Source organism: Saccharopolyspora gregorii (assembly GCF_024734405.1).
Classification (GTDB): Bacteria; Actinomycetota; Actinomycetes; order Mycobacteriales; family Pseudonocardiaceae; genus Saccharopolyspora_C; species Saccharopolyspora_C gregorii.
Genome location: NZ_CP059556.1, coordinates 209,699 through 225,784 on the forward strand (window position 1 = coordinate 209,699; position 16,086 = coordinate 225,784).

The window sequence follows — 16,086 nt, forward strand, 5'->3', positions numbered from 1 at the left end:
GCGGAACCTCAGCGTCCTCCTCGCTGCGGGATCTTTTTCGCAGGTGGCTCCGCCACATGCGACAAAGCTGTCCTCGCGAGGAGGACGCTGAGAACCCGCGGGTGGTCCGGTTGCGTGCGTGGTCGTTGGCTCATCGGCTTCGCCGCTGACAGAAAACAGCCAGAGCTCGGCGGGTGGTTTCCGGGGCGGGTGGGTCCGCCGGGTGCGGTCAGCTGGTCGGGGGGTGCGGGTGGTTTTCGACGTTCATCGGTTCGATCAGGCCGAAGTCCTCCTCGTCCGCGAAGTCCTCCCAGTCCATGTTGGCGAGGGACAGGTTGATCTCCATCTCGACGAGGGCGCCGGTGGTGGCGCGGCGGGTCTCGCCGAAGCTGTCCTCGTCGAGGCTGACCACCAGCACGTCGTGCTCGGGCGCGGTCATGGTGTGCGCGTCGGCGACGACGAGCAGCGGCCAGTCCGCGTCCGCCGGGACGAGGGCGGTCAGCTGCGCCGCGGAGAGTCCGGCGTAGCGGCGGTCGTCGACCAGGACCACGTTCGCCGACCAGGGTTCGTCGTCCGGTTCGCCTTCGAAGTAGTCGGCGGTGGTGCGGGCCGCGGTCGCCGCCCACGCCGCGTCGTCGGAGAAGTCGGTGCGCACCACGGGCACCTCTTCGGTGGCGGGCAGCTCGGGGACGTTCGCGGGGCGCGTCGGCCGCGCGGGACGGGCGCGCTTCGCCGGGACCGCCGGGGCGAGCGGCTTCGGGCGGTGCGCCCACAGGATCTCGTCGTGCGCGTCGACGAGGGCGAGGAGCCCGTCGTCGGTCACCAGCAGCGCTTCCGCGCGCACGTCCGGCGCCGGACCGACGATGCCGGGCAGCGCGTAGCCGTCCGGCCGGACGGTGCGCGGCTCGCCGTCCGCGGTGAGCGCGAACCCGTCACCCCGCCGGATCGGCTCGTGCCACAGCACCGGACCGTCCACCCGGCACAGGAAGCACGCGTCCTCCTCGCCGACCACGAACTGGTACTCGCCGTTCGCGGAGGTCAGCGAGGCGTTCCGCAGCGTCTGCCCGCGCCGCACCCGGTGGCCGTCGGCGGGGGAGTTCCAGCCGTCCCAGCGCTTCGGCGCGCGCGGCGATTCCCACAGCACGTGACCCTGCTCGTTCTTCAGCGCGATCTTGCCCCAGTCGTGGACCACCAGGGACTCGACCGGTTCGCACTGGGGGCCGATGGCCCAGAGCCGCTCGCCGGTGTGCGCGTAGACCACGAGGTCGCCGTCCTCCTCCAGGGCGAGGCGGCCGGGGCGGCCGAACGCCGGATCCGGATCGGACACCAGGGGTGAGTCGCGCACCGCACGCTGGTAGTTCGTGCCGGTGGCCCACACCGCGACCGAGTCGGCGTTCCGGTAGAGGACGACGTTGCCGTCGTGCTGGTGCACCAGGCCGTACTCGCCGGAGGGGCAGCTCACCGCGCGGCGGCTCAGGTGCTCGCCCGGCCGCAGCACGAGCGCATGTCCGTATCCAGGTCTCACGCCGCGGGACACTAGATCAACGCACCGACAGGCCGGCGGCTATTCGAGCCGAGCGTGGATCTCGGGCAGCAGGCTCGCACCGAACGCCTGCTTCAACCGCTCCTTCGCCTCGTCCAGCAGCAGTTCCTGGAGCGGGTCCAGGCAGTGCCGCACGACCGCCGGATGCCGGGGCGGGGACTTGCACAGCACGACCGCGAGCGTCCGCAGCGCGGGCAGCAGTGCGGCGGCCTGGTCGATCGCGGTGAGCCCGAGCGCTTCGGTGAGGCGGGTCCAGAGCTGCTTCGTGCACGCGGAGACGACCTCGGCGGGGATCGTGCGGCGGCTCGCGTTGACCACCTCGTCGAGCTGCTTTCCCACCACCTGGGGAATCGCGTCCCAGGCGCGCTTCGACTCCTCGATCACCACGACCAGCTGCACGAGCAGTTCGCACCAGAAGTGCTCCGCCATCGCCGCGCGCGTTCCGGTGCCCAGCGGGCCGAAGTCCCGCTCTACCTGGTCGAGGACCTGGCCGAGCAGCTCGCCCACCGCTTCGACCCGGTCCACGTCGGTGCGGGCGGTGGCGAGCCTTCGGTCGGTGTCCGCCCGTTCCCGGGCCGCGGTGTCGGCTTCCTCGTCGGACGTCGGAGGTGGTGGAGATTCCTCCCGTCCTGCACCGGGTCCGGTGGCTCCGTCGTCGGGCGTCGAGTCCGGCGGGGGACTCTGCTGCTCCGCACGGGACTCGGCGGCCCGGTGCTCCGCGCGGAGCGCCCGGAGCACGTGTTCGCGCGCGGTGTCCACCGCGGCGCGCTTGTGCCCGATCGTCGAGCGGGAGCGGTTCTCGCTCCCGGAAGCCTTGCGTTCGGCCGCCTCCCACCTGCGGTCGGCTCGTTCCCGGAAGTCGTCGAGTGCGTCGGGTGCCGGGTCGCGGATCAGCGAAACGGCGCCGGGCCACCCGTGCAGGGTGTTGGCGCACCGGCACTCGCAGGTGTCGCCACCGGCACGTTCGCAGTTGGGCGGATGCGTCAACGTCCCTCCAGAGCGCGGAGAAAGAGCCGCTGGGAACGGATGCTTCCGGGCCGCGCGGCCCCGCCCTACCGCTGGTCCAGCGAAACTCGCTGCGTCGCGGCACAGGTCGTGGGCTTGCTCGTTCGGGGCATCCGAGGCGTTCGGACGGCGGGTGGGTGCTGACCCGGCGCACCGGTGCTCGCCGCCGAACGGGGAACGCGGGCCCCGGCGCGCTGCTCTGTTCCGGCGTCGGGCGGGGCGTCGACGTCGAGTGCGCCGGTGTCGCGGTGCGCCCCGAATCCTGGTGAATGCCCGGGTTCCGGACGGGGATGCTGCTGGGTGGGTCGGTGCAGGCGTCGGCGGCTGGAGGAGCGCGGAACATGTGCGGAATCGCGGGACTGGTGTCGTTCGAGGACGACGTGAACCGGCGGCGGGACGTCGTGGCGGCGATGACGGAGACGATGGCCTGCCGCGGCCCGGACGCGGCGGGGGTGTGGCTGGACCGGCACGTCGCGCTCGGCCACCGCAGGCTCGCCGTGATCGACATCGAGGGCGGGGCGCAGCCGATGCGCGCGGACACCTCGGACGGTCCGGTGGTGCTGACCTACAGCGGCGAGACCTACAACTTCCCGGAGCTGCGCGAGGAACTGCGCGGCCGCGGCCACCGGTTCGGCACCTCCAGCGACACCGAGGTGGTGCTGCGGGCCTACCTGGAGTGGGGCGAGGAGCTCGTCGACCGGCTCAACGGCATGTACGCGTTCGCGATCTGGGACGGCCGCGCCGAGAAGCTCGTCATGGTGCGCGACCGGATGGGCATCAAACCGTTCTACTTCCAGCGCACCCGGGACGGCGTGCTGTTCGGTTCGGAGCCGAAGGCGATCCTGGCGCACCCGGACGTGCGGCCGGTGATCGCGGCGGACGGGGTGAACGAGCTGCTCGGCGGGATCAAGACGCCGGGGCACGCGATCTGGGCGGACATGCGCGAGGTGGTGCCGGGCACGCTGGTCGTGGTGGACCGGGACGGGCTGCGCGAACGCACCTACTGGACGTTGCGCACCGCCGAGCACACCGACGACCTCGACACGACGATCGCCACGATCCGGGAGCTGCTGGACGACTCGGTGCGGCGGCAGCTGACCGCGGACGTGCCGCTGGGCGTGCTGCTGTCCGGCGGCCTCGATTCGAGCGCGCTGACCGCGCTGTCGGCCGGCCAGCTGGCGGCGCGGGACGAGCGGGTGCGCAGCTACTCGGTGGATTTCGTGGGCCTGGCGGAGAACTTCCGCCCGGACGACATGCGGGCGACACCGGATTCGCCGTTCGTGCACGACGTGGCGCGGCACGTCGGGTCGGTGCACCAGGACATCGTGCTCTCCGACGCGGCGCTGGCCGATCCCGTGACGCGGCGGAAGGTGCTGGCGGCGAAGGACTTCGCGGTCGGCGCCGCCGACGTGGACACCTCGCTGTACCTGCTGTTCCAGGCGATCCGGGAGCACTGCACGGTCGCCCTGTCCGGGGAGACCTCCGACGAGCTGTTCGGCGGCTACCCGTGGTTCCACGACCCGGTGGCGCAGCAGGCCGAGATCTTCCCGTGGATGGTGCCGGTGTTCGCCGCCGGTGAGATGTCCGCGGACGAAGGCGGGCCCGCCGTGTCGGAGTTCTTCGACCCGGACCTGGACGCCCGGATCGACCTGATGACCTACCTGAAGGACCGCTACCGCGACGCGGCCGCCGAAGTGGAACCGCTGCCCGGCGAAGACCCGCACGAAGCGCGGATGCGGGTGATGAGCCACGTGCACCTGACCCGCTTCCTGCGGGCGCTGCTGGACCGCAAGGACCGGATCAGCATGGCCGTCGGCCTGGAAGTGCGCGTCCCGTTCTGCGACCACCGGCTGGTCGAGTACGTGTTCAACGCGCCGTGGGCGATGAAGAGCTTCGACGGCCGGGAGAAGAGCCTCCTGCGCGCCGCCACCCGCGACGTGCTGCCCGAGTCGGTGCTGCAGCGGGTCAAGAGCCCCTACCCGTCCACGCAGGACCCCGGTTACGCGGGGAAGTTGCAGGCGATGGGCCGCGAGGTGCTGGCCGACCCGGACCACCCGATGTTCCAGGTCATCTACCGCAAGTGGTTCGACGCCACGGTGAGCACGCCGCCCGCGGAACTCCCCGGCTACGAACGGGAGAAGCTGGACCGAGCCCTCGACATCGCCGCCTGGCTAGAACAACACCACCCCGAAATCCGCGTCTGAAACTGCGGTCGTTCCCCCGGTGGTCGGGGGTGGGGTGGCGGAACCTCAGCGGGATTCTCGCTGCGGGATCTTTTTCCCGGGTGGCTCCGCCACGAGGGAAAAAGCTGTCCTCGCGAGAATCCCGCTGAGAACCCGCGGGTGGTCCGGCTGCGTGCTTGGTCGCTGTTCAGCGGCTTCGCCGCTGACAAGAAAAGGGCGGAGATCCGCAGGGCGCTGTTTGTCCGGTGCGGTTTTGCCCGGCGTACGGGTGAAATCGGTGGGGAGGTCACCTGGGCGCGGTAGCGTCGGGCGCCGCTGTGATCGTTCGAGCGCTGGGGGTTCGGAGTGGGATCGTCGAAGGTGCTGGCCGGGGCGTTGGCCGCGTGCGGGGTGCTGGTGGTGCTGCCGGGTTCGGCGGCGGCAGCCGAGGTGCGCATCCACGACGTGCAGGGCGCGGGCCGGGTCTCGCCGCTGCTGGGGCAGCGGGTGAGCGGTGTGCCGGGCGTGGTCACCGGCGTCCGGACCGAGGGCACCGCACCGGGTTTCTGGTTCCAGGACCCGGAACCCGACGGCGATCCGCGCACCAGCGAGGGCCTGTTCGTCTACGCCCCGGACGCGCCGCCGCGGGTCGCGGTGGGCGACGTGGTGGCGGTGTCCGGCACGGTCGCCGAGTACTACGCGGTCGGCGACGGCGAGCAGCCGGAGACCACGCCGAACCAGTCGGTGACCGAGCTGTCCGGCGCCAACTGGGAGGTCACCGGCACGGCACCGGTCCCGGCGGCGGAGCCGATCACCCCCGACTCGGTGCCGGACGCGTACGCCCCGGACGGCGAGCTGGACGCGCTGCCGCTCGACCCGGCCCGGTTCGCGCTGGACTACTACGAGTCCCGCGAGCACATGAACGTCTCCGTCACCGACGCGCGCGTGGTGGGCCCGACCGATGCGTACGGCGCGCTGACCGTCACCTCCAAGCCGGAGCAGAACGCGGGCGAGCGCGGCACCACCACCTACCTCGGCTACGACGAGCCGAACTCGGGCCGGTTGAAGGTGGAGCCGGTGGGCCTGCCGGTCCCGGCGGCGAACGTGGGCGACGAGCTGGCCGGGCGCACCGAGGGACCGCTGGACTACAGCCGGTTCGGCGGCTACCTGCTGGCGGCGACGGCGCTCGGCGAGCACCGGCCGGTGGGCGTCGAACCGGAGGTCACCCGCGCGCAGGATCCGGACGAACTGGCCGTCGCCACCTACAACGTGGAGAACCTGGCGGGCACCGACGAGCAGTCGAAGTTCGACCGGCTGGCCCGCGGCGTCGCGGTGAACCTGGCGGCCCCGGACGTGATCGCCCTCGAAGAGGTGCAGGACGACACCGGCGCCACCGACGACGGGGTGGTCGCCGCCGACGGCACGCTGCGCCGCCTGGTGGACGCCATCGCCGCCGCGGGCGGCCCGCGCTACGAGTGGCGGCAGATCGACCCGGTGGACGGTGCCGACGGCGGGCAGCCGGGCGGCAACATCCGGGTGGCGTTCCTGTTCGACCCGACGCGGGTGTCCTTCGTGGACCGTCCCGGTGGGGACGCGGTGACCCCGGTCCGGGCGGTGCCCGCGGAGGGGCGCGCGGAGCTGAGCGCTTCGCCCGGGCGCATCGCGCCCGCCGACCCGGCGTGGGAGGCGAGCCGGAAGCCGCTGGTCGGCGAGTTCTCGTTCCGCGGGGAGCCGGTGTTCGTCGTCGCGAACCACTTCACCTCGAAGGGCGGCGACCAGCCGCTGCACGGCCGGTTCCAGCCGCCCGCGCGGGAGTCGGAGCGGCAGCGCGTCGAGCAGGCCCGGCTGGTGCGCGGTCTCGTCGCGGACCTCACGGCGATCGACCCGGGCGCGAAGGTCGTCGTCACCGGCGACCTCAACGACTTCGGCTTCTCCCCGGCGGTGTCCGCGCTGACCGAGGGCGGGCTGCTGAGCTCCGCCGCCGACGCGCTGCCACCGGTCGAGCGGTACAGCTACGTGTACGAGGGCAACGCCCAGGCGCTCGACCACGTGCTCACCACCCCGGGCGTCGGCCGGGTGGACTACGACGTGGTGCACGTGAACGCGGAGTTCGCCGATCAGACCAGCGACCACGACCCCCAACTCGCACGCCTCCGGCCTTGACCGCCCCCCTCGCTCGCTTTGCTGAGGGGTGGGGTGGCGGAACCTCAGCGGGATTCTCGCTGCGGGATCTTTTTCACCGGTGGCTCCGCCACAGGAGAAAAAGCTGTCCTCGCGAGAATCCCGCTGAGAACCCGCGGGTGGTCCGGCTGCTTGCTGGGTTTCTGCTCATCGGCTTCGCCGCTGACAGGAAGGACGATTTTGGTCAGGGGTGCTCGGCTGCGGCTAGGGACGGGGTGAGGGGGGACAGGGCTGCGCGGAGGTGGTCGGGGAGCGGGCCGGTGGGGACGACCAGGCCGTCGTCGGTGCTCCCGGCCGGCCGGAGCCAGGTTTCCAGGGCGATGCGGACCGCTGCCGCGACGCTCGCTGCGAGGACGCGGGCGGTGGGCGCCTCGACACCGGGCGCGCGTGCGCTGATCGCCGCCGCGAGCGGCCCTTCGATGCCGGCGGTGGTGTCGAGGAACGCGTCGCGCAGCGCGGGCCGGGTGGTGATCAGCAGCAGCGCCTCGGGGTCGTGCTCGCCGGTGCCGGTGAGCTGCTCGACCACCGCGCCGGTGACGGCGTCGGCCAGGCGCACCTCGGCAGGCCGGGCCGCGACCGCGGCGGCGATCCGCGACTCCCGGTCCGCGGTCACGGCGGAGACGATCGCCTGCTCGCGGCTGGCGAAGTAGTTGTTGTAGGTGCGCGGCGAGACCCCGGCCGCCTCGGCGATGTCCTCGACCCGCACCTGGTCCGGCCCGCGCTCGACCGCCAGGCGCAGCGCCGCCGCGCGCAGTGCTTCGCGCGTGGCCTGCTTCTTCCGCTCCCGCAACCCCGGTGCCGTCGTCACGGCGCCAGCGTCCCACGGATAGATGCGTACACGCAAACTTGCGCGCACGCACTTTCGCTGCCACGCTCGTCCGTCGGAAGACCGACGGAGGGGATCGCGCCATGCGAGCAAGGGGAATGACCTACGACACCGGGTTCGTCGTGCACGGCCGGACGTCCCGCGAGCACTTCGACCCCGCGGTGGTCCGGCGCGAGCTCGCCATCATCCGCGACGACCTGCACTGCAACGCCGTCCAGATCATCGGCGGCGACCCGCGGCGCATCGAGCTGGCCGCCGGCGCCGCCGCCGACCTCGGCCTGGAGGTCTGGTTCTCGCCTTACCCGCTCGAACTGGAACCGGAGCAGATCCTCGCGCTGTTCCGCGACTGCGCCGTGCGGGCGGAACGGCTCCGGCGGCGAGGAGCCGAGGTCGTGTTCGTCGCGGGGGTCGAGCTGAGCGTGATGAACCGCGGGTTCCTGCCCGGTGGCACCCCCGAGGAGCGGGTCGAGCAGCTGGTGGGCCGGCCTGAGCAGCGGGCCGCGGCGCTGCGCGAGCTCGGCGGGCGCGTCAACGCGTTCCTGCGCGACGCCGCGGCCGCGGTCCGCGAGCGCTTCGGGGGCGGGCTCACCTACGCCGCCATCCAGTTCGAGCAGGTCGACTGGGCCCCCTTCGACTTCGCGACGTTCGAGCTGATCCGCTCCGCCGAGGTCGCCGACGGGTTCCGCGAAGCGGTGCGCGAGCTGGCCCGCGGTCCGAAGCCGCTCGCCATCACCGGGTTCGGGACCGCGGCCTACCGGGGCGCGGGAGACCGCGGTGGACGGGTGCTGGAGGTGGTCGAGCACGATCCGCGGACCCGGGTTCCGGTGCGGTTGACCGGTTCCTACGAGCGCGACGAGGCCGGTCAGGCCGCCTACCTGGACGAGCTGCTGGAGATCTTCGAAGCGGAGGGCGTGGACGGCGCGTTCGTGTTCCTGTTCGCCCTGCCCGGTTACCCGCACCGCCCGGACGGCGACCCGAGGGACGACTTGGACCGGGCCGGCCTGGGGATCGTCAAGATCCTCGAAGGGCGGCGGGGGAGGACCTATCCCGACCTGGAGTGGGAACCGAAGGCCGCCTTCTCGGCGGTGGCGCGGCGGTACCGGGCCGCCGCGGCGGGGGCCGCAACCGCGTGATCATCGCGAATCGGGCCGGAGATTGTCGCGCCGGTCGGGCCGAGAACTTCCGGTGGGCACTTCTGGGTGTCACTCAAGGTGAGTACGCTGTGGGCACTGGGTGACGAAGGGGGGAGTCATGGGACAACCGCAGCGGGACGCGTCCAAGGGTGAAGTGCAGGAGCTGGGCGACTCCGCCTAGCAGCCCGGCGGAGCGGTTCGAGTCCCCGCGGGGCGATCGGCCCCGGACGGGGTTCTCCGGGAACCCGGGAAAGCAGAAGGCCGGGCACCTGATCGGTGCCCGGCCTTCCGGCTGGCGGAGGATACGGGATTCGAACCCGTGAGGGCTATTAACCCAACACGATTTCCAATCGTGCGCCTTAGGCCGCTCGGCCAATCCTCCACGCGGAAGTGTACGGGAGGACGATGATCACTCCGCGCCGGGGTCCCCTCCGCGCCGACCGGTCCGGCACCCCCGAACGGCCCAGGTGAACGGCCTGCCGGACCGGCGGATCGGGCGAACGGGCGGTTCACCCGAGCGGCGCGGCCGGTGCGCTGCGGCGATCAGAGGGCGCGGAGGACCCGGGCGCGGTCCTGGCGGGCGCGCCGCGCCACGTCGGAATCCGGGACGGCGCTCTCGAACGCGTGCGGGCAGCCCGGGCGGACGTGCAGCTCGACCGGGACTCCGGCCAACGACAGCCTGCGCGCGTATTCGACGTCCTCGTCCCGGAAGATGTCCAGGTCCCCGACCTCCACGTACGCCGGGGGAAGCCCCCGCAGGTCGGTGGCGCGGGCGGGTGCCGCGGTCGCCGGCACGTCCGGGCCGCCCGCGAGCTCGCCGAGCAGCGCGTGCCAGCCGGTCGCGTTCCGCTCGTAGGACCAGGTCGCCAGCGCCACCAGCTCCGGATCGGGTTCGGTGGTGCGGTCGTCGAGCATCGGGTAGATCAGGATCTGCCGGGCGAGTCGCGTGCCGCGCTCCCGCGCCAGCAACGCGGCCCCGGCGGCGAGGCCACCGCCCGCGCTCTCACCCATGATCGCGATGCGCCCCGGGTCCACGCCGAGCTCGGCGGCGTGCTCGTGCAGCCAGGCGAGGCCGGTCCAGGCGTCTTCGACGGGCGCGGGGTGCGGATGTTCCGGCGCGCACCGGTAGTCCACGACCAGCACCGGCACCCCGGTGGCCGCGACGAGCCCGGCCGCGTTCGGCAGGCACGGCCGTGCGTCGCCGAAGATCATGCCGCCGCCGTGCAGCCACACCACCGCCGAGCCGGGCGGCGCGCCGTCCGCGGTGAGCCACCAGAGCCCGATCTCCGCGCCGTCGAAGCCGAGCGCGGTGCGTTCGGTGCTGCGGACCCCGGCCGGGAGTTCGGTGGGCGCGGCGGCCAGCGCGGTTTCGATGCTGCGCCGGATGGCGAGCGCGTCCCCGGGCGCCTCGGGTGCGGGGCGGCTCGCGAAGTACGCGTCCAGCAGCGGTTTCAGCTCGGGGTCCACTTCGAGCGGCATGGTTCCTCCGGTCGGCGACTGAGGTCGACCCTAGCCGCGGATCACCCGAGCACCGCCCGATTCCGCTCGTGGCGCATCAGCCGCCGGGATGCATCAGCTCCCACACGTGCCCGTCGAGGTCCCGGAAGCTGCCCCGCACACCGCTACCGCCAAAACCGGCCGCCCTTGATCGCCGCGAGGAAGTCGTCGAACGCGCCGTGCCCGAACGCGAGGACCGGGCTCGCCGCGCCGAGCTTGGAGTCCCGGACGCCGGTGCCCGCGGCGATGGTGGCGACTTCGACGCAGATGCCGCCGTTTCCGGTGCTGTAGCTGGACTTCCGCCAGGTTCCCGGCGTGGGGGCATGTATCGGCATGTCGACTTCCATGCCCGTGTGTACCGGTGTGCGAGCGGTGCGGGCTAGGCCCGGATGGGGGTTCGTCCGAACCGTCCGTCCTTGACCGCCGCGAGGAAGTCGTCGAACGCGCTGTGGCTGAACGCGAGGATCGGGCTCGCCGCATCGAGCTTGGAGTCCCGGATGCCGGTGCCCGTGCTGACCGTGGCGACTTCGATGCAGTTGTGGTTTCCGCTGCTGCGGCTCGACTTCCGCCACGCGACCGATCCGAAGTCACTGGACTGCATGCCGCTCCTAACGAAGCTCTCGTATCCGTTCGTCCAGGCGGCGCTCTGTCTCGGGGCGATCGAGCGAGACTTCCGACAGCCTGTCGAACGCTTGCACGTACACGGACGTGTGAGCAGGCTTCTCCAAGTAATCGGCGTCCGTCAAGCCCTCGACGTAGACGTAGGTCGCCTGCGGATCGTCTAGGTGCAGGACGGTGAACGGAGTTCCGAGAGCCGCGTGTTCTCCGGCGGTGTAAGGCAGAACGCGGACTTCTACGTGGTCGAGTTCGGCCAGGTCCCTCAGGTGTTCCAGCTGAGCGCGAAGCGTTTCCCGTCCGCCGACCTCGTAGCGGAGAGCTCCTTCGCCGAGGATCGCGATGATCGGTCGACCCTCGTGTTGGATGATCTTCGTTCCGCGTAGGACGCGCTCGTCTGCTCGCCGCTCAGCATCGCGGTTCGTCGTCACCAGCGAGGTCGAGAGCAGAGCTCTGGCGTAGTCGGTGGTCTGCATGAAACCGGGAATGAGATCGCCGTTGTGCACCTTGATCTCCGACGCGAGTGCTTCCATGCCCGCGTAAGTCCTGGCCCAGTCCGGGATGCGGCTCGGACGGTCCCGCTTCCGCGCTTCGGAGGCGAGTGCGCGGATCTTGTCGGCTTCCGGGCCGTCCGGAACCCCGAAGAGCCCGAGGATCACGTTGATCTCGGCGGCGGCCACGGTGAGCTCGCCCTTCTCGACCCTCGTCAGCTTTCCCGGGTACCAGTCCAGTTCCTTCGCCACGGTCCCGGATCGCACGCCGCTTCGTTCGCGGAGCTCTCGGAGGAACAGCCCGAGCTGCACGCGTCGGATCGCCGGGTTCTGCTGCGTCGCCACCATCGTTCCTTCTCGTCGAAGCGTTCCCGGGCATGGTGCCTTGTCCGGCCGCGGGGCCTCCGCAAGATCACTCCTCCGAGGCATATGAACCTTAAATTGCAGGTTGTAGTTTTCACGAGCATGGAGGTTGATCGATTCACCAGGAGGTGGCCGATGAACGTCATGGAGGCTCGGTTCGGGTCGCACCTGGGGGTGATCGCGGCGACCGTGCGCGCCGGGTTCCGGTTCCGGTACCTGCCGTCGCTCGCGGAGATCGACGCCGTGCAGGGCTTCCGGGTCCGCGCGGGTGCGATGGACGTCTACCTGGTCCGCGCCGAGCAGGACGCGTTGGCCGCCCGCTTCCGGGTGGACGACCTCGAAATTCCGGTGCCGCACGCGATCTGGCACCGGCGGGGGAGCGTCGCCGGCGTCGTCGCCGAACTGCTCGCGCTGCCCGCGCACGGCGCCCCCGGTGCGCCGAAGGCCCCGTTGCGCTGCCGCGAAGTCGGCTGGATCTTCGGCCTGCGGTCGTGAGGCCGAAGCCGTTCCTGCCCATGACCTGGTGCTACGAACCGGTGGGCGGTGGCTACACGTTCCGCTGGGGGCGCGGCTCCGGGGTGATCACGGTGCACCGCGGGGACGTGCGCGGCTCGCACGGTGACGAGGCGCTGGTGGACACCGTGCGGGTAGGCCGCGACTGGGTCGACGACCGCGACCTGCGCGTCGAGGCGCGGCGGTGGCTCCGCGCCGAGCAGCAACGGCTGCGCAGAGCCGCTGCGCAGCCGACTGAGCAGGACCGCTGAGCAGAGTGACTGAGCAGGGCCGCTGAGCAGGACCGATGGGAACGGCCGCCGAGTGGGGCTGCCGAGCGGGCCACCGAGCAGGCGCGAGCGGAACAACTGAGCAGAACAGCCGAGCAGGACCGATGGGAACGGCCGCTGACAACGGCCGCTGAAAAGCGAAGAGCCGCCCCCTCGCGGGAGCGGCCGATGAGCAGGCCCGGCGTGACCTACCCCGACAGCGCCGGGCCGTCCGGGCCGGTCGGTGCGAGGCCCCCGCACCGACCGGTCTCCGGCCTCAGGACTGGATGTTCAGGCAGGCGGCACGGCCACCCGCGGTGCCGGCCTGGCCCGCGCCGGTGTTCGTGTTCGACTCCTCGTGCACCACGATCGACTTCGGGGCGCGCTCGCCGGTGATCCCGAACGGGACCGTCGCCGTGGAGCTGCCAGCGCCCTGCGCGTCCGTCTGCAGGTCCAGCCAGATCTCGTTCTGCGGGTTCGCGTACGCCGGGTCCGAGGACGGGTTGCCCGGTCCGGCCGCCGGATCCTGCTGGTTCTGGAAGTGCGGACCCGCCGCGTCGCCCGTCGGCCCGCACGCGTTCACGTGCGCGTGCGCCGCGTACCCGCGGTTCGGCTGCAGGCCCGTGACGGTGAAGGTCACCACCGTGGACTGCTCGGAGCCGTCGACGGTGGCCTTCACCTGCGCGCCCGCCGGGGCCAGTTGCGGGTTGTAGGTGAACGCGCCGCCCTGGCCGCCGGGCTGCGCCAGCGTGCCCTCGAACGTCTGCCCGCCACCACCGCTCTGCTGCTCCTGCACCGCCGGAGGCGGCGGCGTGCCCGGACCGGGCGGCTGGGTGGACGGTTCACCAGGGGGCGTGCACGCGGTCAGCGCGAGAGCCGCGACCGCACTGCCGAGCACGAGCGCCCGGCGACCGGCAAAAGAGATCCGCAGAGACATGCAGCAGATCATGCCCGAAACGGCCGAATCAGGCGACGACCGGCCCAGGTGGCGCGGCTCGCACCGAACGGGGCCCGGAGGGGGTTCGAAGCCCGCCGAGGTACGCGCTAGACTCTTGGTGGGACTCCGTGCGGCGTCCATCCTGTGAACTCCCCCAGGGCCGGAAGGCAGCAAGGGTAAGCGGGCTCTGGCGGGTGCACGGGGTCCCGCTTACTTTTCCCCGGCCGCCCGCACCCCCACGTCCCGATCCGGGGCGTCGGTGCCACCGCGTAGGGTTCCGACCGTGGCGCTCGCCCTCTACCGCAAGTACCGTCCGGCGACCTTCGCTGAGGTCGTCGGCCAAGAGCACGTCACCGAACCGCTGCGCACCGCGCTGTCGGCGCAGCGCATCAACCACGCGTACCTGTTCTCCGGGCCGCGCGGCTGCGGCAAGACGTCCAGCGCGCGCATCCTCGCCCGCTCGCTGAACTGCGCGCAGGGGCCGACGCCGGACCCGTGCGGGGAATGCGACTCGTGCGTGGCGCTCGCCCCGGAGGGCTCCGGCAGCGTCGACGTCGTCGAGCTCGACGCGGCCAGCCACGGTGGCGTCGACGACACCCGCGAACTCCGCGACCGGGCCTTCTTCGCGCCCGCCCAATCGCGGTACCGCATCTTCATCATCGACGAAGCGCACATGGTGACCACGCAGGGCTTCAACGCCCTGCTGAAGATCGTCGAAGAGCCGCCCGAACACCTCATCTTCGTGTTCGCCACCACCGAACCGGACAAGGTGCTCACCACCATCCGGTCCCGGACGCACCACTACCCGTTCCGGCTGATGCCGCCCGGGGTGATGCGCGAACTGCTCGAACGCATCTGCGGCGACGAGGGCGTGCGGGTCGAACCGGCCGTGTACCCGCTGGTGATCCGCGCGGGCGGCGGCTCGGCGCGCGACACGCTCAGCGTGCTCGACCAGCTGCTCGCCGGGGCCGGGGACGAGGGCGTCACCTACGAGCGGGCGGTGGCGCTGCTCGGCGTCACCGACGTGGCGCTCATCGACGACATGGTGGACGCGCTCGCCGCCGGGGACGGCGCCTCGGTGTACGGCACGGTCGACAAGCTCGTCGAAGCCGGGCACGATCCGCGCCGCTTCGCCGCCGACCTCCTCGACCGGCTCCGCGACCTGGTGCTGCTGCACGCGGTGCCCGACGCGGGCGGCCGCGGGCTCATCGACGCGGCGGGTGACGAGCTCACCAAGATGCAGACGCAGAGCGAGCAGCTCGGCGCCGCCACGCTGTCCCGGTTCGCCGAGATCGTGCACACCGGGCTGCAGGACATGCGCGGGGCCACCGCGCCGCGGCTGCTGCTGGAACTGCTGTGCGCCCGGATGATGCTCCCGGCCGCGTCCGAGTCGGAGGGCGCGCTGCTGCAGCGCGTCGAGCAGGTCGAGCGGCGGATGACGCTGGCGCCGCCCGCGGCTGCCGACGGTTCCGCCGCTCCCGCTGCTCCCGCCGCTACCGCCGCTCCCGCCGCGGCCACCGGCCCGGCCGCAGCCGCTCCCGCCGGGGACGCGTCCGCCGGCAAGCGGGTGTTCCAGCGGCCCAGCGACCGGCAGACCGCGGCCGAACCGCAGGCCCCGGCTCAGCAAGCCCCGGCGCCGCAAGCCCCGGCTCCGCAAGCCCCGGCGCCGCAGGCGGCAGGGCTGGCCGCGCCGGAAGCGGAACCGGCGCCGCGGCCCGAGTCCCGGCAGCCCGAACCGCAGCAGCCCGAATCCCAGCAGGCGGCGCCGCCGCAGCCCGAACCGCAGCAGGGCCGCCCGGCCGCCGCTCCGGCTCCGCAGCCCGCGCAGTCCGAACCGTCCGAACCCGCGGTCGCCGACCCGGGCGCCGCGCACTCCGCGGGCTTCGGCGCCGCCGACGTGCGCCGGGTGTGGACCGACCTGCTGCGCGCCGTCGCCCAGCGCAACCGGCCCACCCAGGCGCTGCTGCTCAACGCGACGGTGCACGACTACACCGACGGCACGCTGGTGCTGACCATGCCCACCTCGGGGCTGGTGAAGCAGTTCGCGCAGCAGCGGCGCATCGACTTCGTGCGCGAGGCGATGGCCGAGGTGCTCGGCGCGGGGACGGACTACGACGTGCGCTGCGTCGAAGCCGGTGCCGCCCCGCCGCCGCAGCGTCCCGCCGGGGCCGCGAAGCCCGCGTCCCAGCAGCCCGCGCAGCCCGCCGCGCCCCCGACCTACAGCAGGCCCAGCGCGGCGCAGCACCAGGAGCAGCGCCCACCGGAATCCGGCAACGGCCAGCGCCGTCCCGCCCCGGCCCGCCGCGGTGCGCCGTCCGGCCGGGGTCGCTCGGACGACATCCCGCCGCCCCCGGAGCCGCCGCCGGAGGACGAACCGCCGCCGGAGGACGCGTACCCGCCGCCCGCGGCGCCGCCGCCGGACGAGGAGGACGAGGAGTCGATGATCGCGGATTCCTCCCCGGCGTCCGCCGCCGAAGCGATGCCGCGCCGCGACCGGGAGGACGAGGCCGTGCAGCTGTTCACCGCCGAACTGGGCGCCCGCAAGATCGACGAGTGACGTCCCCAGGTGAACGGCCCACCGGCCCGGCCGCAA

At 72.5% G+C, this 16,086-nt stretch carries 14 protein-coding genes, 1 tRNA gene and 1 other RNA gene; 7 read left to right on the plus strand and 9 right to left on the minus strand.

The genetic code is table 11. The features are described 5' to 3' along the window. Positions 1-208 precede the first annotated feature (208 nt). Both H1226_RS00980 and H1226_RS00985 read right to left on the minus strand, forming a co-directional pair. Positions 209-1,504 (minus strand): DUF6924 domain-containing protein, encoded by a 1,296-nt coding sequence (locus H1226_RS00980; protein ID WP_258345031.1) that lies wholly within the window; start codon positions 1,502-1,504, stop codon positions 209-211. 39 nt (positions 1,505-1,543) lie between these two features. Then, positions 1,544-2,509, minus strand: a complete 966-nt coding sequence (locus tag H1226_RS00985; RefSeq protein WP_258345032.1) for a hypothetical protein — start codon at positions 2,507-2,509, stop codon at positions 1,544-1,546. A 359-nt stretch (positions 2,510-2,868) separates the two neighbouring features. Between H1226_RS00985 and asnB the strand changes: the two genes are divergently transcribed. Both asnB and H1226_RS00995 read left to right on the plus strand, forming a co-directional pair. Further along, positions 2,869-4,731: an asparagine synthase (glutamine-hydrolyzing) gene (asnB, locus tag H1226_RS00990; RefSeq protein WP_258345036.1), complete on the plus strand. Its 1,863-nt coding sequence runs from the start codon at positions 2,869-2,871 to the stop codon at positions 4,729-4,731. A 324-nt stretch (positions 4,732-5,055) separates the two neighbouring features. Further along, positions 5,056-6,852: an endonuclease/exonuclease/phosphatase family protein gene (locus tag H1226_RS00995; RefSeq protein ID WP_258345037.1), complete on the plus strand. Its 1,797-nt coding sequence runs from the start codon at positions 5,056-5,058 to the stop codon at positions 6,850-6,852. A 202-nt stretch (positions 6,853-7,054) separates the two neighbouring features. Here H1226_RS00995 and H1226_RS01000 read toward each other — a convergent pair whose 3' ends face one another. Continuing rightward, positions 7,055-7,678: a TetR/AcrR family transcriptional regulator gene (locus tag H1226_RS01000; RefSeq protein WP_258345038.1), complete on the minus strand. Its 624-nt coding sequence runs from the start codon at positions 7,676-7,678 to the stop codon at positions 7,055-7,057. A gap of 101 nt (positions 7,679-7,779) precedes the next feature. Between H1226_RS01000 and H1226_RS01005 the strand changes: the two genes are divergently transcribed. Beyond that, positions 7,780-8,829: a hypothetical protein gene (locus H1226_RS01005; protein ID WP_258345039.1), complete on the plus strand. Its 1,050-nt coding sequence runs from the start codon at positions 7,780-7,782 to the stop codon at positions 8,827-8,829. A gap of 293 nt (positions 8,830-9,122) precedes the next feature. On the opposite strand, the gene H1226_RS01010 is transcribed toward H1226_RS01005, so the two are convergent. The 5 genes from H1226_RS01010 to H1226_RS01030 all read right to left on the minus strand — a co-directional run bounded on the left by H1226_RS01010 (position 9,123) and on the right by H1226_RS01030 (position 11,780). Continuing rightward, positions 9,123-9,211 (minus strand) — tRNA-Ser (locus H1226_RS01010). A gap of 161 nt (positions 9,212-9,372) precedes the next feature. Continuing rightward, the gene (locus H1226_RS01015) at positions 9,373-10,308 is read right to left on the minus strand and encodes an alpha/beta hydrolase (protein WP_258345040.1); all 936 of its coding nucleotides are present in this window, start codon (positions 10,306-10,308) and stop codon (positions 9,373-9,375) included. A 143-nt stretch (positions 10,309-10,451) separates the two neighbouring features. Next, positions 10,452-10,661: a DUF397 domain-containing protein gene (locus tag H1226_RS01020; RefSeq protein WP_258345041.1), complete on the minus strand. Its 210-nt coding sequence runs from the start codon at positions 10,659-10,661 to the stop codon at positions 10,452-10,454. A 44-nt stretch (positions 10,662-10,705) separates the two neighbouring features. Then, complete coding sequence (locus H1226_RS01025; RefSeq protein ID WP_258345042.1) at positions 10,706-10,927, minus strand: DUF397 domain-containing protein; 222 nt, start codon at positions 10,925-10,927, stop codon at positions 10,706-10,708. Between the two features lie 7 nt (positions 10,928-10,934). Beyond that, positions 10,935-11,780 (minus strand): helix-turn-helix domain-containing protein, encoded by an 846-nt coding sequence (locus tag H1226_RS01030; RefSeq protein ID WP_258345046.1) that lies wholly within the window; start codon positions 11,778-11,780, stop codon positions 10,935-10,937. A 150-nt stretch (positions 11,781-11,930) separates the two neighbouring features. Between H1226_RS01030 and H1226_RS01035 the strand changes: the two genes are divergently transcribed. Together H1226_RS01035 and H1226_RS01040 are read left to right on the plus strand one after the other, a co-directional pair. After that, positions 11,931-12,290 carry a hypothetical protein gene (locus H1226_RS01035; protein ID WP_258345047.1) on the plus strand — a complete coding sequence of 120 codons (360 nt, stop codon included), beginning with the start codon at positions 11,931-11,933 and terminating at the stop codon, positions 12,288-12,290. Continuing rightward, entirely contained in the window at positions 12,287-12,559 is a 273-nt protein-coding gene (locus H1226_RS01040) for a hypothetical protein (protein WP_258345049.1), read from the plus strand. The genes H1226_RS01035 and H1226_RS01040 overlap by 4 nt, the downstream gene beginning before the upstream one ends. Positions 12,560-12,833: 274 nt before the next feature. On the opposite strand, the gene H1226_RS01045 is transcribed toward H1226_RS01040, so the two are convergent. Next, positions 12,834-13,493 carry a superoxide dismutase family protein gene (locus H1226_RS01045; RefSeq protein WP_224957115.1) on the minus strand — a complete coding sequence of 220 codons (660 nt, stop codon included), beginning with the start codon at positions 13,491-13,493 and terminating at the stop codon, positions 12,834-12,836. A gap of 117 nt (positions 13,494-13,610) precedes the next feature. Between H1226_RS01045 and ffs the strand changes: the two genes are divergently transcribed. Together ffs and H1226_RS01055 are read left to right on the plus strand one after the other, a co-directional pair. Continuing rightward, an RNA gene (gene ffs / locus H1226_RS01050) (signal recognition particle sRNA small type) lies at positions 13,611-13,707 on the plus strand. A 69-nt stretch (positions 13,708-13,776) separates the two neighbouring features. Then, the gene (locus tag H1226_RS01055) at positions 13,777-16,050 is read left to right on the plus strand and encodes a DNA polymerase III subunit gamma and tau (RefSeq protein WP_258345053.1); all 2,274 of its coding nucleotides are present in this window, start codon (positions 13,777-13,779) and stop codon (positions 16,048-16,050) included. The last annotated feature ends 36 nt before the right edge of the window (positions 16,051-16,086 follow it).